Origin of the sequence: Candidatus Microthrix parvicella Bio17-1, from assembly GCF_000299415.1 — a bacterium.
Classification (GTDB): Bacteria; Actinomycetota; Acidimicrobiia; order Acidimicrobiales; family Microtrichaceae; genus Microthrix; species Microthrix parvicella.
This window is the reverse complement of record NZ_AMPG01000004.1, coordinates 85,947-106,270: the sequence shown is the minus strand read 5'-3', so window position 1 is coordinate 106,270 and position 20,324 is coordinate 85,947. Positions and strand designations below refer to the sequence as shown.

Below are 20,324 nucleotides of genomic sequence, written 5' to 3'. Positions count from 1 at the left end.
ATGCCCGCCCAATGAGCCCAGATCCAGAGAACCCGACCACGTCAGACAGCACCGGCACCCCGGGCGGCCATGTGGCCGACGCCGACATCCAACCGGCCCCCGGGCGCGATCGGGCGGCCGGACGTCTGGACGGCAAGGTGGCGTTGATCACCGGCGCCGCCACCGGCCTGGGCCGGGTTGGGGCGGAACGCTTTGCAGCCGAGGGTGCGGCGGTGGTTGTGGCCGACGTGGCCGACCCCACCTCCACGGTGGCCGCCATCGAGGCGGCGGGCGGCAAAGCGATCGGGGTGTTCTGCGACGTGACCGACGCCAAGGCCGTCCAGGCCGCCGTCGACGCCGCCGAGGAACACTTTGGCAAGCTCGACGTGATGTACAACAACGCCGGCATCTCGATGGCCGACGATGACGGCCCCACATCCACTCCACGTGAGGTGTGGGTGCGCACCCTCGAGGTCAACGTCATCGGCGTTGCGGAGTGCTGCTCGGCCGGTATTCCGGCCTTGAAGCGCGCCGGTGGCGGCTCGATCATCAACGTGGCCAGCTTCGTCGCCCACCTGGGCGCCGCCACCCCACAGATCGCCTACACCGCTTCGAAGGGCGCCGTGCTCTCGATGACCCGCGAGATCGCCACCGTGCACGCCCGCGAGAACATCCGGGCCAACGCCCTGTGTCCCGGGCCGGTGCTCACCCCGTTGCTCGCCAAGTACATGGCCGATGACGCAGCCCGCCAGCGCCGCCTGGTGCAGATCCCCATGGGCCGCTTCGGCCAGCCCGAGGAGATCGTGTCCGGCGCCCTGTTCCTCGCTTCCGACGAGTCCAGCTTCATGACCGGCCAGTCCCTCCTCATCGATGGAGGCATCACGGCGGCCTACACCACACCCGAGTAACACGTGGCAGTAACAGAAGTGCCGCCGTCGGCACGTGGACACGAGTCCGCAGAGGGAACTCCGCAATCAGGTGGGTGAGTGGGCCGGAGTTGTCCAGGGTGTGGGACGGGCCGACTCCGGAGGGTTGGCGGGCTGAGGTCTCACGGCGGGGCGGCCAACCACGACGTCGTCAGATCGACCTGGCGATCGCTGCGACGGCCATGACCGAGGGCGTGCCCCTGGTGACCCCCAACCCGGCCGACGATGAGGCGCCGGCTCGTGTCCCCTCGTCGGGTGGGCTGAGGATGGTGGTCCGTTTTCAAAAACCTGTTCGAAAAACGAAGCGGTGATTCGAAACTCGAACAAAATTTCGGAGAGCGCATGCCGGAGGTTGGCCTCGATCCGACCCCAGGGTTCAGTGGCAGTTGGGTTCAGACGGGCGGGTCGATCCACGGGATGGGGCCCGCAGGCGCGACCTCGGCGAGCGTGGCAAGGGCGTCGGCGGTGGCCCGCACCGCCATCCAGCGCAGGAGCTCCACCTGGCCGAGTCGGCGGGGGTCCTCGGCAGAAGCCGCGGGGACGGTGCCGGTGGCGGCGGCCACCACCGCGTCGCCGTCCACCCGGCAGTGTGGCGGGGTGATCGCCCGGGCATACCCGTCGTGGGCGCCTTGGGCCAGCACGAGGCACTCGCTCTTGGTGAGCGCGGCGTCGGTCACGATCACACCGAGGGTGGTGTTCTGACCGAAGGACGACCCGACGAGGTCTGACGGCACCATGTTGGGCCAGGGCAGGTTGGCCGGGCCCTGGCCGATCACGTCGCCAAATGCGTTCGCCGCCACCAGGGCGGTCACGGTGAACCCGCCCTCGCAGATGGTGGCGGTCACCAGCCCTCCCGGCACCGCAACGTCGCGACCTCGCCACTTCGAGACGGTGGCGCCCGCTCCGGCACCAACCGCCCCGGCACCAACCGCCCCGGCACCAACCGCCCCGGTAGCAGGCGCTCCGTCACGGATGTCCGGGGTGGCCGCCGCACCGAGCACGGCCGCAGTGGCGAGGGCGCCTTCGGTGGCGCCTGGACGGATGTGGGGCGAGCCAACGGCCAGGTCGAACAGCGACATCCCCGCCACGATGGGCACGACTCCCCCGGCGGTGACAAAGCCCCGGCCTGCGGCGGCGAGCCCGGTCACCACGCCGTCGACGGCACCGAGCCCAAAGGCCGATCCGCCGGAAAGCACCACGGCGTCCAGGCGCGTCACGGTGGCCGTTGGCGCCAGCACGTCAAACTCCCGGGTGGCGGGCGCTCCACCCCGCACCTCGGCCGAGCCGATCGATCCCTCCGGCAGCAGCACCACGGTGACGCCGGTACGGGCGCGGACGTCGGTCCAGTGGCCGACACGAACAACGCCGCGGCCACGCGCTCCCCCACCCCCGAAGCCCGCCAGCATGTGGGCGATCACCTCGCCGTCGGATTGCGTCGGCGCAGTCGTGTCGGTTGCCATGCTCGCTCCTTGGGCGCTGTCACTTCCGAGTGCCCCGTGAGAGCCGGGGCTCGGTGTCCAGGATGCCTCAGCCGCTATCGTCGGCGTGTCCCCGGGCACCCTTGCCGCACCGGCTCGGCGACGGAAGGAACCCACCATGACCACCGACGGTCCGCTCGATCTGGAAACCCTGGCCCTCGAAGCCGCCGAAGGGACCCTCGACACGGTCGTCGTGGCGTTCTCCGACATGACCGGCCGTTTGCTGGGCAAGCGGGTGACCGCCCGCTTCTTCCTCGACCACGTCGTCGACCGCGGCGGTCACCAGGGGGAGGGCATCGAGGCGTGCAACTACCTGCTGACCACCGACGTCGAAATGAACGTCATTCCCGGATACCGCTACGCCACGTGGGAGGCGGGTTACGGCGACTTCCGGGCTGTTCCCGATCTCAGGACGCTTCGGCGCATCCCCTGGCTGGAGGCGACGGCGCTGGTGCTGTGCGACCTGGCCGATCACGACGGCAATCCGGTCTCGGTGTCGCCACGCCAGATCCTGCGGGACCAATTGAAGCGGGCAGAGGCGGCCGGTTTTTCGGTGAAGATGGGCTCCGAGCTCGAGTTCTTTCTGTCGCCGGACACCTACGAGCAGTTGGCCGAGGCCGGGTTCCGCCCACCCCGCACCAGGGGCTGGTACAACCTGGATTACCACATTCTGCAAACCAGCAAGGACGAGCCGATCATCCGGCGAATCCGCAACGAGATGCTGGGCGCCAACATTCCGATCGAGTTCTCGAAGGGTGAGGCGGCGCCCGGCCAGCATGAGATCAACCTGCGCTACTCCGACGCGCTCGAGATGGCCGACAACCACACCGTCTTTAAGAACGGCGTCAAGGAGATCGCCCACCTCGAGGGCGAGTCGGCCACCTTCATGGCCAAGCCGTTCGCAGAACAGCCGGGTTCGTCGTGTCACATCCACACCTCGCTGTGGTCACCCGACGGCGACACGCCGCTCAGCGGCGGCGACGCCGGCGATGGCATGAGCGCCGACATGCGGGCCTTCGTCGCGGGCCTGCAGACCCACCTGGCCGACCTCACGCTGCTGGGCGCCCCCAACCTCAACAGCTACAAGCGCTATCAGCCCGAGTCGTGGGCGCCGACCGCCACGGTGTGGGCGCTCGACAACCGCACGGCCGGGTTGCGCCTGGTGGGTCACGGCGCCGGGTTGCGCATCGAAAGCCGCATTCCCGGCGCGGACGCCAACCCCTACCTGGCGTTCGCCGGGGTGATCGCCGCCGGGCTGGCCGGCATCGAGGCGGGCCTGGACTGCGGCGACCCCTACCTCGGCAACGCTTACGCCGCCACCAGCGAGGACGGCACGGCCCTCACCCACGTGCCATGGAACCTGCCGGACGCCACCACGGCATTCCGGCATTCCGACGTGGCCAACGCGGCGTTCGGGGAGGACGTGATGTTCCACCTGGTGCACGGTGCCGAGGAGGAATGGAAGGCGTTCCACCGGTCGGTCAGCGACTGGGAGTACCGCCGGGGCTACGAACGCCTGTGAGCCGGGGGCGGACAGTGAGGGGTGTGCAGCATGATCGACCGTCCGCATGATTGTTGATTGCGCGGTGTACCGCGACGGCGTCCGCTTGGCGGGCGACCGCACGCCCGCGTCGGTGGCGGCCGAGTTGGCCACGCCGCCCCCGACGGAGCACGAGCCGGGCGGCGTCGACCACGACAGCGTCGATGGCGAGCGTCCCGTACCCCGCGAGTTCGCGTGGGTGGGGCTGGCAAACCCGCTGGCCTCCGAGCTGGCCCAGGTGCGTGAAGCGTTCGATATTCATCCCCTGACCATCGAGGACGCGCTCTCGCCACGGGAGCGTCCCAAGGTGGAGCGCATCGAGGGCACGTTGTCGATGGTGTTGCGCACGGCCCGCTACCTGGATGCCACCGAGGAGGTGGACTTCGGGCAGATCACCGTGCTGCTCGGTGATGACTTCGTCGTCGTGGTGCGCATTGGCGACGCGGTGCGTCTCGAGGGGGTTCGTCGGCGCATGGAGACCCACCCCGAACGGCTGCACTACGGCCCTGCCGCAGTGCTGGTGAGCATCCTCGATGAGGTCGTCGACGCCTACGGCCCGGTGTTGGACGGCATCGAGAACGACATCGACGAGGTGGAGACCCAGGTGTTCGCCCAGGGCGTCCGCCCCGGCCAGCCCACCGAGCGGCTCTACTACCTGCTGCGTGAGGTGTTGCAGACCCAGCGGGCCACCAGCCCGGTGCGCGAGCAGGTGGCCGCACTGATGGACGGCGACGAGGTGCCCGAGGGCGCCAAGCCCTACCTGCGCGATGTGGCCGACCACCTGGCCGACGTCGTCGACCGCTCAGCCAATGCCCGCGCGCTGCTCAGCTCGGCGCTGGAGGCCAACCTCACCCAGGTGTCGCTGCGCCAGAACGAGGACATGCGCAAAATGTCGGCCTGGGTGTCGATCCTGGCGGTGCCCACGATGATCGCCGGCATTTACGGCATGAACTTCAGCCACATGCCCGAGCTCGAGTCTCAAATCGGCTATCCGCTGATCCTCAGCCTCATGGCGGCCATTTGTTTTGCCCTGTACCGGGGATTTCGACGGTCCGGCTGGCTGTAGGCACCCGAGTGGAAATTGAACCTCATACGGTACTAGGTTGAGTTCGCAGGGATGTGCTCAGGCTCTCGCTCTGGGTGAGTGCCCCCGATACGTTGTTAGTAAACGCCGTAAGGGTGGGTGCGGCGTCCCCTTCCGGAAGGTCTCCCCCATGGCTACTCCCCTCGGCCCAAGGTCGACGGCACTCATCGAGCGGCTCGGCGGCGTGCATCGGCGCGCGGTCATGGGCTCGCTCGACTCGCTCTCGTGGTTCTTCGCCGTGCTCGCCACCTCGTCGCTGGCCTTCATCGAATCCCGCAAGGCGTTCGACATCGGCGTCGCGCTGGGCCTGGCCCTGCTGGCGGCCGGGCTTCAGATGGCCGCCGGTTGGGCGGTCGGCCTGTACCGCAAGGCCTGGCGCGCCGGTTCGGTCGAGGAGGTCCACCGGGTGGCGCGGGCCGCCACGATCACCACGCTCGGTCTGGTGCTGTGCACCCTGCTCATCACCGACGCCCGCCGCCAGGTGGCCGCCGTGCTGTTGGCCGGGCCGCTGGCCGGCTTTATGCAGCTGGGCGTGCGCCTCGCGCTGCGCTCGGCCGGCGAGAAGCTGCGTGCGGCCGGCAACTCCCGCGAGGGCCGGCGTCCGGCGCTGGTGTTCGGCGCCGGCACGGCGGGCAGCCGCGTGATCGATGCCATGTTGAACGAGGACTCCGACCTCTACCCGGTGGGCCTGCTCGACGACGACAAGCGGCTGGCCAACCTGCGCGTGCGGTCGGTGTCGGTGCTGGGCACGCGGGCCGATCTGGCCCGGGTGGCCACGGCCACCGGCGCCGAGGTGCTGGTGATGGCCATGCCAACCACGTCGCCCGACGAGTGGGCGTCGATCGGGCGGGACGCCCGCGACTGCGGCCTCGAGGTGCTCAACCTGCCGCCGGTCACCCAGCTGTTCGGCTCGGTCACGGTGAAGGACTTCAAGCCGGTGTCCACCCAGGACCTGCTCGGCCGCGACCAGGTGCGCACCGGGCTGATGGACATCTCCAACTACCTCAGCGACAAGCGGGTGCTCGTCACCGGTGCGGGCGGTTCGATCGGCTCGGAGCTGTGTCGCCAGATCCGCCAGTTCGATCCGGCCAGCCTGGTGATGCTCGACATCGACGACACGTCGCTTCAGGAGCTCCAGATCAGCCTGGACGGCCACGGGCTGTTGGACAACCGGGCGTTGGTCATCGCCTCGGTGCGCGACGCCCAGCGCATGGTCGAGGTATTCGAGACCCACCGCCCCCAGGTGGTGTTTCACGCCGCTGCGCTCAAGCACCTGCCGCTGTTGGAACAGAACCCGGACGAGGGCTTCAAAACCAACACGCTGGGCTCGCTCAACGTGCTGGAGGCCGCCGCGGCCGCCGGCGTCGAACGGGTGGTCAACGTGTCGACCGACAAGGCGGCCGACCCCACCTCGGTGTTGGGCCTCACCAAGCGCCAGGCCGAGCGTCTCACCGCCAGCTTCGCCGCTTCGGGCCGTCCCGGCACCTACCTGTCGGTGCGCTTCGGCAACGTGCTGGGCAGCCGCGGCTCGATGCTGCCCACCTTCCGCCGACAAATCGCCGCCGGTGGGCCGGTGACGGTGACCGACCCGGACGCCACCCGCTACTTCATGACCGTCGAAGAGGCGGTCGGCCTGGTGATCGACGCCGGTGCGGTGGGCAGCTCGGGCGAGGTGCTGGTGCTCGACATGGGCGAGCCGGTGAAGATCGCCGACGTCGCCCACCGCCTGGCCAACGAGGCCGACCCGCCGGTCGACGTGGTGTTCACCGGCCTGCGCCCCGGCGAAAAACTGCACGAGGTGCTGACGTCGCTCGACGAGGACGCCGCCCGCCCGCACCACCCGCTGATCTCCCACGTGCCGGTCGCGCCCTACAGCGACGACGAGCGGCAGGTGCTGTGCGACCAGATCCGCGAGGTGGCCCCCGGGTGGATCTCGGCGAGGGAATCACGCAAACCTGACGACGGTTCGGTTCTGACACTCCGTCAGGTGACGGGTTAGCCTCCCGCCGTGCGCGGCATTCTCTCCTCCGGGGCCTCGATCCCCCACAACCGACTCCAACGCTCGGCCATCGGGTCGTTTCTCGGCTCCGGCGGCGCCAAGGGTTCCCGGGCGGTGGCGTCCTTCGACGAGGACACGTCCACCCTGGCGGTAGCAGCAAGCCGTCAGGCGATCGAAGCGCTGCAACCTGAAGCGCTGTGGTTCGCAACGGCCGAACCCACCTACCTGGAGAAGTCCAACGCCGGCGTGATCCACGCCGCGCTGCGCCTCGACGAGTCGGTGCCCGCGCTCGACTTCGGTGGGGCCGCCCGCTCCGGCCTCGGCGCGCTCATCGCCGCCGCCTGCGGCACCCAGCGGGTGCTGGTGACCGCCGCCGACATCCGCACCGGCCTGCCCGGCTCCCCGGACGAGGTCGACGGCGGCGACGCCGGCGCCGCCCTGCTGCTCGGCGACGAGGCCGACGGTCCGTTACTGGCAGAGTTTCTCGGCTCGGCCAGCGCCTCGCGCGAGTTCCTTGACCGCTGGCGCCTGCCCGACGAGCCCAACGCCCGGGCGTGGGAGGAGCGCTTCGGCGAGGGTCAGCTCACCGCAGCCGCACTGGGCGCACTCGACCGCCTGCTCGAACAGCTCAGCCTGCCCCGTGGCGACGTCGCCGAGCTGATCGTCACCGGCTGCTCCGGCCGGGCGGTGAAGGCGGTCGGCCGCAAGGTGGGGGCCGACGCCAACCCGCTGGCCGCCACCGTCGGCAACACCGGCGGCACCGACCCGCTGCTGCGCCTCATCGACGCCCTCGAGCGCCACGACGCCGGCGCCACCGTTGTCATCCTGCACCTGGCCGACGGCGCCGACGCAGTTGCGTTCCGGGCGACCGGCACCAAGGCAGAGAACGCCGGCCACCGCACCATTGCCCAGCAGGTGGCCACCGGTGATGACAACCTCGCCTACTCCCGCTTCATGGCGTGGCGAGGCGTGCTCACCCAGCAGCCGCCCAACCGCCCCCCGCCCAACCGCCCGTCGGCCTCCGCCGCGGCGCGGCACGCCGACTGGAAGTACGGCTTCGTCGGCAGCCGCGACCGCACCAGCGGCGCACTGCACCTGCCCCCGGCCCGGGTGTCGTTCAAGGGCCAGGCCCTCGACGACATGGAGCCCGCACCGATGGCCGACGTGCAGGCCACGATCGTCACCTTCACGGTCGACAAGCTGGTGTACTCGCAGTCCCCCCCGGTGGTGTTTGCGGTGGTCGACTTCGACGGCGGCGGCCGCCTGCCGGTGGAGCTCACCGACTGCCGCCCCGACGAGGTGGAGGTGGGCTCCAAGGTGGAGATGACCTTCCGTCGGCTCAACATGGCCGAGGGCATCGCCAACTACTTCTGGAAGGGCCGCCTGGTCAGAACGGGTGAGCAAGCGGGAGCGCAATCATGAGTTCGCACGGCATCTCCGATCAGGTCGCCATCGTCTCGATGGGGTGCACACCCTTCAAGGAGCACTGGGACAAGGGTGCCGACGACCTGCTGGTCGATGCGGTCACCCAGACCACCGGCGCCGTCGGCCTCACCCCCAACGACATCGACGCCTACTGGCTTGGCACCTCCCAGTCGGGCGCCTCGGGCATGATGGCCGCAGGTCCACTCAAGCTGGAGGGCAAGCCGGTCAGCCGGGTGGAGAACTACTGCGCCACCGGCTCCGAGGCGCTGCGCAACGCCGCCTACGCCGTCGCGTCCGGCGCCTACGACACCGCCCTGGCGGTCGGCGTCGAGAAGGTGAAGGACGGCGGTTATCAGGGCCTCAACGCCTTCCCGTACCCCACCGATGGCACCCAGCGCACCCTCACCGCCGCCGCCATGTTCTCGCTGGTCGCACCCGCGTACGCCCGCCGCTACGGCATCGACGAGGACGACCTGCGCCGCGTGCTGGCCACGATCGCCTCGAAGAACCACTACAACGGCGCCCGCAACCCGCTGGCCCAGTTCCGCAAGGAGATGGACGTCGACGCCATCTGCGCCATGCCGGCGGTGGCCGGGCGCCTCGGCGTGTTCGACTGCGCCGGTGTGGCCGACGGGTCGTCCGCGGCGATGATCGTGCGGGCCGAGGATGCGCACAAGTACTGCGACAACCCGCTGTACATCAAGGCGCTCAGCCTGGTGGCCGGCAACGGCTCGGGCCTGTTGGACCCCGACTACGACTACACCACGTTCCCCGAGTGCGTCGCCGCCGGCGAGGACGCCTACGCGCAGGCCGGTATCACCGACCCCCGCACCGAGCTTGCCATGGCCGAGGTGCACGACTGCTTCACGCCCACCGAGCTGGTGCTGATGGAGGACCTGGGCTTCTCCAAGCGCGGCGAGGCCTACACCGACGTCACCGACGGCGTCTTCGACCTCAAGGGCGACCTGCCCATCAACTCCGACGGCGGCCTGAAGAGCTTTGGCCACCCGGTCGGCGCCTCCGGCCTGCGCATGATCTACGAGCTGTGGTTGCAGCTGCGGGGCGAGGCCCCCGAGGACCGCCGCATCGCCACCGCCGACCGGGGCCTCGGCCTCACCCACAACCTGGGTGGCTACCCGGGCGAGATGGTCAGCTTCGTCGGCATCTTCGGCGTTTAACAAACAGGGAACCCCCATCATGAACGTGTTGCTCGTCGGCCAGGGTTACGTCGGTCTGCCCGTCTCCATGGCGGCCGTCTCAGCCGGCTTTCACGTCACCGGGTTCGACACCGACCCGGCCAAGACCGACCTGCTCACCGGTGGCGGATCCCACGTGGAGGACATTCCGTCGGCCACCGTGCGGGCCGCCCTCGACAGCGGCCGCTACCGGGCGGTGTCCAACCCGGCCGAGGTGGATGGCTTCGACGTGGCGGTCATCACCGTGCCCACGCCGCTCACCGACGGTGCCCCCGACCTGGGGGCGGTCGAGGCCGCCGCCGCCATGGTGGGCGGCATGTTAAAAACCGGCGGTCTGGTCGTGCTGGAGTCCACCACCTGGCCGGGTACGACCACCGAGGTGGTCGGGCCCATCCTCGAGGCCAGGAGCGGCCTGCGGGCCGGCATCGACTTCCACCTGGGTTACAGCCCGGAGCGCATCGACCCGGGCAACCGCACGTGGCGCCTGGAGAACACCCCCAAGGTGGTGGGCGGTATCGATCAGCGCTCCACCGATGCGGTGGCTGCGTTCTACGGCGCCTTCGTCGAGACGGTGGTGCCGGTGGGCTCCACCGAGGTGGCCGAGCTCACCAAGCTGCTCGAGAACACGTTTCGCCACGTCAACATCGCGCTGGTCAACGAGCTGGCCATGTTTGCCCACGACCTCGACATCGACATCGGCGATGCGGTCACCGCCGCAGCCACCAAGCCGTTCGGCTTCATGTCGTTCCGTCCCGGCCCGGGCGTTGGTGGGCACTGCCTGCCGATCGACCCCACCTACCTGTCGTGGCGGGTGCGGCGCCGGCTGGGCACGTCGTTCCGGTTCGTCGAGCTGGCCAACGACGTCAACGACCACATGCCCGACTACGTGGTGCGTCGCATCCAGTCCGGCCTCAACGATCGGGAGCTGCCGGTGCGGGGCCGCAACGTGCTGCTGTGCGGGCTGGCCTACAAGGCCGACACCTCCGACGCCCGGGAGACCCCCACCCGGGCGATCGTGGCCGGGCTGCTGTCGCTGGGCGCCCAGGTCACCCTGGCCGACCCGCACGTGCCGTTCGAGCAGTTCCCCGACGGGGTGGCGACCATCGACGGCGACGCCGCTGCGCTCACCGACGCTGCGTCGGCGGCCGACGCCGTCGTCGTGCTGGTGCCCCACAGCGACTTCCGGTTGGGCGACGTCGTGGCGGCCGCACCCTGGGTGCTCGACTGCACCTCGGCTGCCCCAAATGCCGCCAACGTCGAGCGGCTCTAACCCCAATACCGTCCAGTTAAGGGAGGATGGTGATGAGGGGTGGGCCGTCGGGTTGGGGCCAGAGTGCGTGGCGGACGCGTTTGACGTGCTGTTGATCGCCGGCCAGGTTGAGGATGGAGCGGTCGTCTTGGGTGAGGATGGTTTTGGGGTGTGGGTGCTCATGTTGGGTGTCCAGGGGTTTGGCTGGGGCGGGCGGTTGGAGGGTCAGGCGGTGGTTTCTTTGACGGCTTGCCGTGCGGAGGATTCGTCGACGATGCCGGTGTTGGCGGCGTAGGCGGCGAGGAGTGCTTGGACAGCAAGGTTGTTGACCGCGCGGGGCAGCCCCCGGGAGGTTTGGTGGATCAGCCCGACGGCGTCCGCGCTGAAGAGGGTGTCGGTCCGCCCGGCGAGGGCGGTGTGGTGCGCCACGTAGCTGGCGGTTTCGTCGGGGGTCATGCCGGTGAGTTCGCAGCGCAGCGAGATGCGTTGGTCGAGCGCGGCGAACACCCCGAGTTTCATGCGTTGGCGGAGGGTGGGCTGGCCAACGAGGAGGCACGCGAATGGTGAGGTGGCGTCCATGTCCGCTGAGGTGAGAAGCCGGATCTCGTCGAGTTGTTCGCTCTGCAACATATGTGCTTCATCAAATATGACGGTAACGGTCTTGTTGCGTTCGTTGGTTTCGACGGCGAGCGCGTCGGTGGCTTGGGGGATGAGCGCCGATTTGTGGAACCGGGGTGTCCCCCCGAGCGCTGTCACGATCGCGGAGTAGAGCCCTCGGGTTCCGACAGCGGGGTTGGGGAGGTAGATGACCCGATGCCGGGACGGGTCAAGGGCGCCGGTCGCGGTGCGGATCGCGAGGGTTTTGCCGGCGCCGACCTCACCGGTGACAACCCCGATCGCTGTTTCGTTGATGGCCCAGCTGATCCGGGCGACTGCTTGGTCGTGGGCTTGGTGGTGATGGACCATCCCGGGGGCGATGTTCTTCCCGAATGGCATGCGGGTGAACCCGTAGTGGGTGCGGAGCGCGTCGATACTCATGGGCGGTTGTCCTCTTCGATGGTGGTGCTGTCGGGGTCGGTGCTGTTGGTGGTGGGGTTGGTGGGGATTTGGTATTGGCCCGGCATTTGGTCGGGGTCGGTGGTCTCGATGAGGGCCTGGTAGTCGATGTCGGGTTCGCCTCCGATCTGTTGGTGGAGTTGGTCGTCGGTCTTGTTGGCGATCATGCCGAGGTAGTCGATCCCTGAGGCTGCGTGGTGGTGCCGGTCCGGTTCGGGCTCGGGGCGTGCTGCGGGGTGGGTGTGGCGCGTGATGACGTGTGGGATGGCTTTGCCGACGGGACGGTCCTCGTAGAACACGTCGATGCGGGTGAGGTCGAACGGGTTGAAGACCAACTCGACGTGCCGGCCAACCAGCGCGGCCTCGACTTCGTAACGGTTGGAGTGAAGGCTCACCGTCGCGGTTTTGGTGACGAGGCGGGTCTCTGACCACAAGAACGCCTCGCGGACCGCGTCAGCGGAGGGCAACACCGGCGGCGTGTTGGCGGCCGCCGCGTCGAAGCGTTCGATCGGGGTCTGACCGGTTTCGGAATGGATCTGCCGGTGGTAGTGCTGTTCAACCCAGCCAGCGAAGAGCCGTTCGAGCTCGGCCATCGTCTCAACACCGGTGAGGAGCTCGACTTCGAACTGGTCGCGGACCGTGCGAAAGAACCGTTCGATCTTCCCTCTCCCGGCGGGTTCACCGGGTTTGGAGTGCCACAATCGGATCCCCATCTTGGCGAGAGCCCGACCGAACTGGGCAGACACAAACGGCGACCCGTTATCGAGATAACAGCCCGTCGGGACACCCCTTCGGGTGAGCCCCTCGCGGAGCGCGTTCCCGGCCCGAAGGGTGTCCTCGGCCAACGTCCATTTCCAGCCGACGATCAGCCTCGAGTGGTCATCGATAAACGCGAACAGGACCGGCTTGTGAGCCCCGGCGACAAGGAACCGGCCGTGCATCGCGTCACCGGTCCAGATCTCGTTGATCGTTGAAGCTTCGAACCGGCCGAACGCCCGACGTGTCGGGGCTTTGCGGTGCAGCCCGACCCGAACGAAATGGCGTTGCAACGTGCGTGCTGACACCACCATCTCCTCGACGGCAAGCAGCTCGACGATGTGGGCGGCGGTCCGCGCTGGTTGCTCACGGCGTAGCCGTTCAGCTGTTTCGATCACGACCGGTGGGATCTGAGGTGCCCGGGCCCGTTCTGTGGGCACCAGAGCGTCATAGCCGCCCGCGAGCCACAGGCGGATCCAACGATCCAACGTCGAACGCCCAACGGTCACCCGCTGGCCTGTCGGGCCGACGTGTTCACGGGCCGCCAGACGGCGGACCAGCGCCCCGCGTTCGGTTGGGGACAGCTCGGGGTCAGCAGCCTCTCTGATCAGCGAGTAACGAAACAACGCAATGTCGCGGCGGTGGTTGTCTTCCATGTGGGGAGGGCCCTTTCGTTGGTGTGGGCCCAGGTTTGCCGGTCAGCTGTTCGCCTGAAAGGGGGAGTTCGTGTTGCTCAACAGCCTCCCGCCGGAAACAGCCGAGACGAAGAACCAACGGTTGCCGGGACCGAACCGACGGACCGCCGCAGCAGCGGCCACACCAACGGCTTCCAACACTTTGCGGGCCGGGGAACCCCTCCCCCGGATATGGCCCAACGACGGGTCCAACCGGCGGGCCACCGCCACAAACTGCCCAGCCAGAAACGCGGCTTTCGCATTGAAGCGGCGCAACCAGCCCCGCACCGTCGACGCAGGAACCCCCAACCGGTCAGCGATCGACCGGTGACCCCCACCATCACCGAACGCCAACAACGCCGAGCCGATTTGCTCGACCCCATCACGGCGACGCAACAAACACATCGCCGGCAACAACACGTGTGTCACCAGGCATCCTCGGCATTGAGCCCGGCGCGGTTCAACGGTCACCTGCCCGCCATTGACACGGATCGGGCGGGGCCGCGCCGACCCCCACGGGCCCAACACCCCCCTGCACCCGGGACACACCAACCCGCCCGAACACAGAGCCGCCTCGACGGCAACACGATCGTTCCCTACAGTCAACAACGTTGGTGCTCCGCACCGATTGTGAAGGGCCCTCTCGTTTTGCTCGGCCAAGAGATTGACGAGGGGGCCCTTGCGCGTCCAGGACCCGGCCAGCCTCAACCACCCCCCACACCAACGACAACTCCACTGAGGACCACCCCATCCTCACCCAAACTGTCCCAAACCCAGGCCCCCATCCTCAGGCCACCTGGCGCTCAACATCTGCTTGGTGACGACGCCGAAGGGCCCACCCGGACTGGACACCTCAATTCGGTCGTCAAACCACACCAACCGAACTGGGGCGTTGAAGTGTTCGTAATCGCGGTGAGTCAGCGCGTTCAGCACCAACTCTCGCAGCGCTGCGAGCGGATAGTCGGGTCGGCTTTCCTGGCGGAGCCCCCCGACTTCCTCGACCGACGTCCGAATGTTTGAGGTGAGCAGCCGACCCAGCACGTCGAGCTGGCCGATCAGGTTGCCCCGGAGCTCTTCTTGGTCAACCACGTGCGACGACTCGTCCGAGCCCTCATAGCGAACGAACTGTACATAAAAACCTGGAACGACACTCGACGGGTCGGCACCAACCACGAGCAGGCCCAAGACGCGGGCCTCTTCCGATTTCGGATCGATCATGCCCAGCGATGCCAGTTGCTGGGCAAGCGTCCGCTCGTTCTCGGCCAGCACATCCGGGTCGACGGCCGCATGCAAATAAGTCGACCGGAAGAGCTCAAGGTCGAGATCGGCAATGTTGGTTCCCGAAACGGGGTGCTGATCGAACAACACGTCAGCCGAGCGACTTCGCCCGCCGAAGCTGGTCACGGTTCTTTGGGTCGCGCTTCCACTCGATGTTGTCCTGTTCGGACCCACCGATCAGGTTGGCGAAACCACTCATGATCCCAGGCTATCGACGGGCTGAGGCGAGAAAGCGACCACGCCGCACCCGCCGAACAGATGCGCTTGACCGCAGGGTACGTCGAGCTTCGAGGAGGACCATCTTGAGGACGTTTCCGACTCCACATTCTTGAGCAGCCGATCACAAAACCCGGTCAAGTGTTGGGCATCCGGTCGGAGTAGCGGTTTTCGCGGCGCCGTAGTCGCGGTTTTGGCAGGGTCGTAGCAGTGGTTTTGTCACGATGACGGCGCCGGCAACTCGATTCAACCTCACAGGCGAGCGTTTGAGAGCTCCACGGCATAGTGCAGCAACTGCCGATCGGCACTGACCAGGGTCAACGCCTCGCACTGAGCCTGCGCCACAAGCATGCGGTCAAACGGGTCGCGATGGTGCATCGCCAGGTTGGGAGCAGTTTCGGCGTGCGCCGGGGAAATGCTCAGCATGGAGAAGCCGTTCGCCTCGATCTCCTCGACCAATCCATCGGGAAAGCTCAACTTGCCTAACGCGCGCTTGATTCCGAGTTCCCAGGGGGTCACAACCGAGATCACAACGTCTGGCGATTCCGTGATCAGCTCACGCGTTGCCGGACCCAACATGGGATGGTCGTCCAGCCACCACTTCACGACATGGCTGTCGAGAAGAAGCCTCGCCACCGCTACAGATCCTCAATCTCGGCAGACGCTGCAAACATGGCAACGACATCGGGGTCGGACTCGATGGCCTCCTCCTCGGTCTCATGGGTTTCGAAGCGCCCCGCCCACGACCCGGGTTGGCGGACCCCACCACTACGCCGGAGGAGGTACGAACGGATCGCGGCTGCATACAACGCGCTGCGGGACTCTCCAGACTGGCGACGCACCTGCTCAGCCGCTTCGAAAAGGTCGTTCGGGATAGATACCGCTGTCTTCATGGAATGAGTATAACCAGTAATACCGACCACTTTTGCCAGGTTCGCCACCCTTCCTTCAGCCGACGCTAGAGACCCAGGTTGTCGATGAGTTGAGGTGAGACGACAGCCACGACATAGGCCGCAGCCAAGAGCGCCGGGCCGAACGGCACCGCCAGGTTGGCGATGCCGGTAGCGACGTCGGCTTCGCGTTCCTGATCGGTCTCGATATCTGACGGGTCGGTCGCTTGCGACGCACCGTCGGTTTCCGCGGCGGGGACGGCTCCGACGGGGGCGGTGCGGCGGTTGCCGAGCGCCCACAGCACGCCGCCGAGGATCAGTCCGAAGATGGCGGCGACCCCCATGGTCAGCACCACCGCGAAGACCGCCAGGATCTTCCCTCCGCTGCCGACCAGTGCGCCGATGTGCAGGCCGATCAGCACGGCCAGGCGCACGTCGCCAAACCCCAGGCCGTCCGGGCGCACAAACCAGATGGCGAACAGTGCGCCGCTGAGCACGGCGGCGCCCAGCGCAGCGCCGACGGCGATGCTCGCCTCGCCCTCGGCGACCGCCGACGCGCCGATCAGCAGCGCCGACACGGCTGCGGCCGGCCACACCAGCTTGGTCGGCACCATCAGGGTGCGCAGGTCGATCACCCCGACGATGACGGCGACGGGCACGAACCACAGCATGGGAACGAGCGTCCAGCCCCAGCCCAACGACAGCGCCAGGCCGATCCAGAGCACCGGCACCAACGCCTCCACCATCGGATGAAAGGCGCCGATCGTCGCGCCGCAGTTACGGCATTTGCCTCGCAGCGCCAGCCAGGCGAACACCGGAATATTCAGGTGCGCCGGCACCTCGGTGCCACAACCCGAGCAGCGGCTGCGGCCACCGGCCACCTCGCCCCACGGCCTCATCCCAAACGTCTCACCGAACTCGTTGGGCTCATCGAGGGGCATCGGCAGGCGGTCGATCACCACACAGCTGAACGACCCCACCGCCAGACCGAAGACGGCGAGCATCACCACCAACATCACCGTCTCCATCGCACCCCCAACCTCGGTGGGTGGACACTATCCATCGGCACTACCCTCGACAGAACGACGAGACAGAACAGGACCTCCATGAGCGACGCCACCAAGCCCACCGCCTCCACGATCATCTACACCCTGACCGATGAGGCACCGGCGCTGGCCACCCGATCGTTGCTGCCGGTGATCGCCGCGTTCGCCGGGGCGTCGGGCGTCAACGTGGAGACCCGCGACATCTCGCTGGCCGGAAGGATCCTGGCCGCGTTCAGCGACCGGCTGCCGGCCGAGCAGCGCCGCGACGACCACCTGGCCGAGCTCGGTGAACTTGTGACGATGCCCGAGGCCAACATCATCAAGCTGCCCAACATCTCGGCCTCACTCCCCCAGCTGAAGGAGGCGGTCGCCGAACTACAGGCCGACGGCTACGACCTGCCCGACTACCCCGACGAACCGGCCACCGACGCCGAGGTCGAGGTGTTGGCGCGCTACGCCTCGGTGATGGGCTCGGCGGTCAACCCGGTGCTGCGCGAGGGCAACAGTGACCGACGCGCACCAGCGGCGGTCAAGGCCTACGCCCGCAACCACCCCCACTCGATGGGTGCCTGGTCGCCCGACTCGAAGACCCGGGTGGCCACGATGACCGACGGCGACTTCCGTTCGACCGAGAGGTCGGTCACCGTGGCCGACGACGACTCGCTGAGCATCCGCTTCACCCCCACCGACGGCGAGGCACGAGAGCTGCGCGGGCCGGTGTCGGTCAGCGCCGGCACCATCGTCGACGGCTCGCTGATGAGCGCGGTGGCGCTCGACGAGTTCCTCACCGCCGCCATCGCTCGGGCCAAGGCCGAGGGCGTGCTGTGGTCGATCCACCTCAAGGCCACCATGATGAAGGTGTCCGATCCGATCATGTTCGGGCACGCCGTTCGGGCGTTCTTCCCCGGTCTCTTCGCCGAGTACGGCGACGTGTTGGCCGAGGCCGGCTTCAACCCCAACAACGGCCTGGCCTCGTTGGATGCCGCCATCAACAACCTGCCCGTCGATGCCCGAACCTCGGTCGAGTCCGCCCTGGCCGCCGGGTATGCCGCCGGTCCCGAACTGGCGATGGTGAACAGCGACAAGGGCATCACCAACCTGCACGTGCCCTCGGACGTGATCATCGACGCATCGATGCCCGCCATGATCCGCACCTCCGGGCAGATGTGGGGACCCGACGGCGAATCGGCCGACACGCTGGCCGTGATCCCCGACCACAGCTACGCCGGGGTGTACGCCGAGGCGATCGACTTCTGTCGTGCCAACGGGGCGCTCGACCCGACCACGATGGGCTCGGTGCCAAACGTGGGGTTGATGGCCCAGAAGGCTGAGGAGTACGGCAGCCACGACAAGACCTTCGAGATCGAATCAGACGGCGTGGTCGAGGTGCTCGACGGCGCCGGCGACGTGCTGCTCACCCACCAGGTGAGTACCGGCGACATCTGGCGCATGTGCCTGGCGGCCGACGCCCCGGTGCGCGACTGGGTGAGCCTCGCCGTTCGCCGAGCCCGGGCCACCGGTGCCCCTGCGGTGTTCTGGCTGGACGAGACGCGTGCCCACGACGCCGCTTTGATCGCCAAGGTCAACGCGTACCTCGGAGACGAGGACACCGAGGGTCTGGATATTCGCACCATGACCCCCGAGGCCGCCACCCGCTTCTCCCTGGAGCGCATCGTCGACGGCCTCGACACGATCTCGGTGACCGGCAACGTGCTGCGCGATTACTTGACCGACCTGTTCCCGATCCTCGAGGTGGGCACGTCAGCCAAGATGCTGTCGATCGTGCCGCTGATGGCCGGCGGCGGGCTGTTCGAGACCGGCGCCGGAGGCTCGGCGCCCAAGCACGTGCAGCAGTTCGTGGCCGAGAACCACCTGCGCTGGGACAGCCTGGGCGAGTTCCTGGCGCTTGGCGCCTCGCTGGAGCACCTTGCCGACTCGACCGACAACGCCCGGGCCCGGCTGCTGAGCACCACGCTGGATGACGCCACCGCCAGGGTTTTGGAAGAGGATCGATCGCCATCCCGCAAGGTCAACGAACTGGACAACCGGGGCAGCCACTTCTACCTGGCCCTCTACTGGGCCGAGGCGTTGGCCGCCCAAGCAGAGGACGCCGGCCTGGCAGCGGTCTTCGCGTCGTTGGCAACCCAACTCGGTGAAGCCGAGACCACCATCGTCGACGAGCTCAACAGTGTGCAGGGCAACCCGGTGGACCTGGGTGGCTATTACTGGCCCAAGCCCCAGGCTGCCACCGATGCCATGCGGCCCAGCGCCACGTTGAACGCCATCCTCGACGGGTTCAGCTGACACTTCCGTCGCGTTCCATCACGCCGTGAGGCAAGATGGCTCCATGACGGACATAGCGATCATCGGCGGGGGGATCGCCGGGGTATCGGCCGCCTACTGGTTGGCCCTCCACCCCAGCGCGCCGTCGGTCACGGTGCTCGAAGCCGAGGCCACCCTGGCGCACCACACCACCGGACGGTCGGCCGCTCAGCTCATCCCCAACCTGGGCGCCGAACCGCTTCGACCCTTGACAGTGGCGTCGGTGCCGTTTTTTCGACAACCACCTGACGGGTTCGCCGAGCACCCGCTGGTGAGTTCGCGGGCCGTCATCACCGTGGCCCCACCAGGCGAGGAGGCATCGCTCGACGAACAGTTGCGAGCCGCCCGACGCGTCGATCCCGGTGCCACCGAGGTCGAATACTCCGAGGCGGTCGGGTTGTTTCCCGCGCTGCGACGAGAGGCGTTTGGGCGGGGCATGCTGGAACCGTCAGGCGACGACATCGATGTTGCCGCGCTGCATCAGGCCTTCACCGTGGGCGCCCGACGCGCCGGGGCCACGGTCGAACGGGCGTGGCGCCTCGCCGCAGCCGAGCTCAGTTCAGGCAGCGGCAGTTCAGGCAGCGGCGATCACCCTCGCTGGAACCTCATCGCCGAGGACGGCCGGACACTGTCAGCAGCGACAGTGGTGAACACCGCCGGGGCATGGGGCGACGTCGTGGCCGGCATCTGCGGCCTGCCCGGCGTCGATCTGGAACCCCGACGTCGCACGGCGTTCATGACACCCAGTGGTGTCGCTGGATCGGCAGAGTGGCCCATGGTGGTGGACGTGGCCCATCGCTGGTACGTGAAGCCCGACGGGCCACAGCTGTTGTGTTCGCCTGCCGACCAGACACCGTCAGCGCCATGCGATGCCAAGCCGGAGGAACTCGATGTGGCCCTGGCAATCGAGCGAATCAACGAGGCCACCACGCTGGGAATCCGCACGGTTGCCTCGGCCTGGGCCGGGCTGCGGACCTTTGCCCCGGACGAGTCGATGGTGATCGGCCCCGATCCTGGGATGCCCGGCTTCGTGTGGTGCGTGGGCCAGGGTGGCACCGGCATACAGACCGCACCCGCCGCCGGACGTCTGCTGGCCGACCTCACGTTGGACGGGGCACCTTCGGCGTTCTTCGATGGGGTCACGCTCGACCTTGCGGCGCTCACCCCACATCGCCTGGTCGGCCGATAGCGCGCCGGTCGGGTGCCAGAC

Annotated in this window: 17 protein-coding genes; 9 read left to right on the top strand and 8 right to left on the bottom strand. The window is 68.0% G+C overall.

Annotated features, from left to right (window positions below):
- Positions 1–11: 11 nt before the first annotated feature.
- On the top strand, positions 12–887 hold the full coding sequence (locus tag MPARV_RS0116250; RefSeq protein ID WP_020379021.1) for a glucose 1-dehydrogenase: 876 nt from the start codon (positions 12–14) through the stop codon (positions 885–887).
- A gap of 410 nt (positions 888–1,297) precedes the next feature.
- Here MPARV_RS0116250 and MPARV_RS0116240 read toward each other — a convergent pair whose 3' ends face one another.
- Positions 1,298–2,365, bottom strand: a complete 1,068-nt coding sequence (locus tag MPARV_RS0116240) for a P1 family peptidase (RefSeq protein WP_020379019.1) — start codon at positions 2,363–2,365, stop codon at positions 1,298–1,300.
- Positions 2,366–2,501: 136 nt separating this feature from the next.
- Between MPARV_RS0116240 and MPARV_RS0116235 the strand changes: the two genes are divergently transcribed.
- The 6 genes from MPARV_RS0116235 (at position 2,502) to MPARV_RS0116210 (ending at position 10,897) form a co-directional block, all read left to right on the top strand.
- Positions 2,502–3,905 carry a glutamine synthetase family protein gene (locus MPARV_RS0116235; protein WP_020379018.1) on the top strand — a complete coding sequence of 468 codons (1,404 nt, stop codon included), beginning with the start codon at positions 2,502–2,504 and terminating at the stop codon, positions 3,903–3,905.
- A 46-nt stretch (positions 3,906–3,951) separates the two neighbouring features.
- Complete coding sequence (locus MPARV_RS0116230; protein ID WP_020379017.1) at positions 3,952–4,989, top strand: magnesium and cobalt transport protein CorA; 1,038 nt, start codon at positions 3,952–3,954, stop codon at positions 4,987–4,989.
- 148 nt (positions 4,990–5,137) lie between these two features.
- Entirely contained in the window at positions 5,138–7,006 is a 1,869-nt protein-coding gene (locus tag MPARV_RS0116225) for a polysaccharide biosynthesis protein (RefSeq protein ID WP_081582380.1), read from the top strand.
- Positions 7,007–7,015: 9 nt separating this feature from the next.
- Positions 7,016–8,428: an OB-fold domain-containing protein gene (locus MPARV_RS0116220; RefSeq protein WP_020379015.1), complete on the top strand. Its 1,413-nt coding sequence runs from the start codon at positions 7,016–7,018 to the stop codon at positions 8,426–8,428.
- Positions 8,425–9,609, top strand: coding sequence for an acetyl-CoA acetyltransferase (locus MPARV_RS0116215; protein WP_020379014.1), 1,185 nt, complete (start codon positions 8,425–8,427; stop codon positions 9,607–9,609). Before MPARV_RS0116220 ends, MPARV_RS0116215 begins: the two co-directional genes overlap by 4 nt.
- A gap of 19 nt (positions 9,610–9,628) precedes the next feature.
- A complete protein-coding gene (locus MPARV_RS0116210) occupies positions 9,629–10,897 on the top strand; it encodes a nucleotide sugar dehydrogenase (RefSeq protein ID WP_020379013.1) in 1,269 nt (422 codons plus the stop codon).
- 204 nt (positions 10,898–11,101) lie between these two features.
- Here MPARV_RS0116210 and MPARV_RS0116205 read toward each other — a convergent pair whose 3' ends face one another.
- The 7 genes from MPARV_RS0116205 to MPARV_RS0116175 form a co-directional block, all read right to left on the bottom strand.
- The gene (locus MPARV_RS0116205; RefSeq protein ID WP_020379012.1) at positions 11,102–11,914 is read right to left on the bottom strand and encodes an ExeA family protein; all 813 of its coding nucleotides are present in this window, start codon (positions 11,912–11,914) and stop codon (positions 11,102–11,104) included.
- Positions 11,911–13,344 carry a DDE-type integrase/transposase/recombinase gene (locus MPARV_RS0116200; RefSeq protein WP_020379011.1) on the bottom strand — a complete coding sequence of 478 codons (1,434 nt, stop codon included), beginning with the start codon at positions 13,342–13,344 and terminating at the stop codon, positions 11,911–11,913. The genes MPARV_RS0116205 and MPARV_RS0116200 overlap by 4 nt, the downstream gene beginning before the upstream one ends.
- A gap of 42 nt (positions 13,345–13,386) precedes the next feature.
- Positions 13,387–13,791: a helix-turn-helix domain-containing protein gene (locus tag MPARV_RS0116195; protein ID WP_012229955.1), complete on the bottom strand. Its 405-nt coding sequence runs from the start codon at positions 13,789–13,791 to the stop codon at positions 13,387–13,389.
- A 324-nt stretch (positions 13,792–14,115) separates the two neighbouring features.
- Positions 14,116–14,727 (bottom strand): putative DNA binding domain-containing protein, encoded by a 612-nt coding sequence (locus MPARV_RS0116190; RefSeq protein ID WP_157789685.1) that lies wholly within the window; start codon positions 14,725–14,727, stop codon positions 14,116–14,118.
- 381 nt (positions 14,728–15,108) lie between these two features.
- Positions 15,109–15,492, bottom strand: coding sequence for a type II toxin-antitoxin system VapC family toxin (locus MPARV_RS0116185; protein WP_031278929.1), 384 nt, complete (start codon positions 15,490–15,492; stop codon positions 15,109–15,111).
- 2 nt (positions 15,493–15,494) lie between these two features.
- Entirely contained in the window at positions 15,495–15,749 is a 255-nt protein-coding gene (locus MPARV_RS0116180) for a hypothetical protein (protein WP_031278927.1), read from the bottom strand.
- Between the two features lie 65 nt (positions 15,750–15,814).
- The gene (locus tag MPARV_RS0116175) at positions 15,815–16,774 is read right to left on the bottom strand and encodes a prepilin peptidase (protein WP_020379006.1); all 960 of its coding nucleotides are present in this window, start codon (positions 16,772–16,774) and stop codon (positions 15,815–15,817) included.
- A gap of 78 nt (positions 16,775–16,852) precedes the next feature.
- Here MPARV_RS0116175 and MPARV_RS0116170 point away from each other — a divergent pair, with 78 nt between their 5' ends.
- Together MPARV_RS0116170 and MPARV_RS0116165 are read left to right on the top strand one after the other, a co-directional pair.
- The gene (locus MPARV_RS0116170) at positions 16,853–19,096 is read left to right on the top strand and encodes an NADP-dependent isocitrate dehydrogenase (RefSeq protein ID WP_020379005.1); all 2,244 of its coding nucleotides are present in this window, start codon (positions 16,853–16,855) and stop codon (positions 19,094–19,096) included.
- 43 nt (positions 19,097–19,139) lie between these two features.
- Positions 19,140–20,303, top strand: coding sequence for an NAD(P)/FAD-dependent oxidoreductase (locus MPARV_RS0116165; protein ID WP_012223542.1), 1,164 nt, complete (start codon positions 19,140–19,142; stop codon positions 20,301–20,303).
- Positions 20,304–20,324: the final 21 nt, after the last annotated feature.

What these genes read in the sequence shown, in the direction of transcription:
- MPARV_RS0116250 (WP_020379021.1), top strand. Translation starts at nt 12, where the DNA reads ATGAGCCCAGATCCAGAGAACCCGACCACGTCAGACAGCACCGGCACC.
- MPARV_RS0116240 (WP_020379019.1), bottom strand. Translation starts at nt 2,365, where the DNA reads ATGGCAACCGACACGACTGCGCCGACGCAATCCGACGGCGAGGTGATC.
- MPARV_RS0116235 (WP_020379018.1), top strand. Translation starts at nt 2,502, where the DNA reads ATGACCACCGACGGTCCGCTCGATCTGGAAACCCTGGCCCTCGAAGCC.
- MPARV_RS0116230 (WP_020379017.1), top strand. Translation starts at nt 3,952, where the DNA reads ATGATTGTTGATTGCGCGGTGTACCGCGACGGCGTCCGCTTGGCGGGC.
- MPARV_RS0116225 (WP_081582380.1), top strand. Translation starts at nt 5,138, where the DNA reads ATGGCTACTCCCCTCGGCCCAAGGTCGACGGCACTCATCGAGCGGCTC.
- MPARV_RS0116215 (WP_020379014.1), top strand. Translation starts at nt 8,425, where the DNA reads ATGAGTTCGCACGGCATCTCCGATCAGGTCGCCATCGTCTCGATGGGG.
- MPARV_RS0116210 (WP_020379013.1), top strand. Translation starts at nt 9,629, where the DNA reads ATGAACGTGTTGCTCGTCGGCCAGGGTTACGTCGGTCTGCCCGTCTCC.
- MPARV_RS0116205 (WP_020379012.1), bottom strand. Translation starts at nt 11,914, where the DNA reads ATGAGTATCGACGCGCTCCGCACCCACTACGGGTTCACCCGCATGCCA.
- MPARV_RS0116200 (WP_020379011.1), bottom strand. Translation starts at nt 13,344, where the DNA reads ATGGAAGACAACCACCGCCGCGACATTGCGTTGTTTCGTTACTCGCTG.
- MPARV_RS0116180 (WP_031278927.1), bottom strand. Translation starts at nt 15,749, where the DNA reads ATGAAGACAGCGGTATCTATCCCGAACGACCTTTTCGAAGCGGCTGAG.
- MPARV_RS0116175 (WP_020379006.1), bottom strand. Translation starts at nt 16,774, where the DNA reads ATGGAGACGGTGATGTTGGTGGTGATGCTCGCCGTCTTCGGTCTGGCG.
- MPARV_RS0116170 (WP_020379005.1), top strand. Translation starts at nt 16,853, where the DNA reads ATGAGCGACGCCACCAAGCCCACCGCCTCCACGATCATCTACACCCTG.
- MPARV_RS0116165 (WP_012223542.1), top strand. Translation starts at nt 19,140, where the DNA reads ATGACGGACATAGCGATCATCGGCGGGGGGATCGCCGGGGTATCGGCC.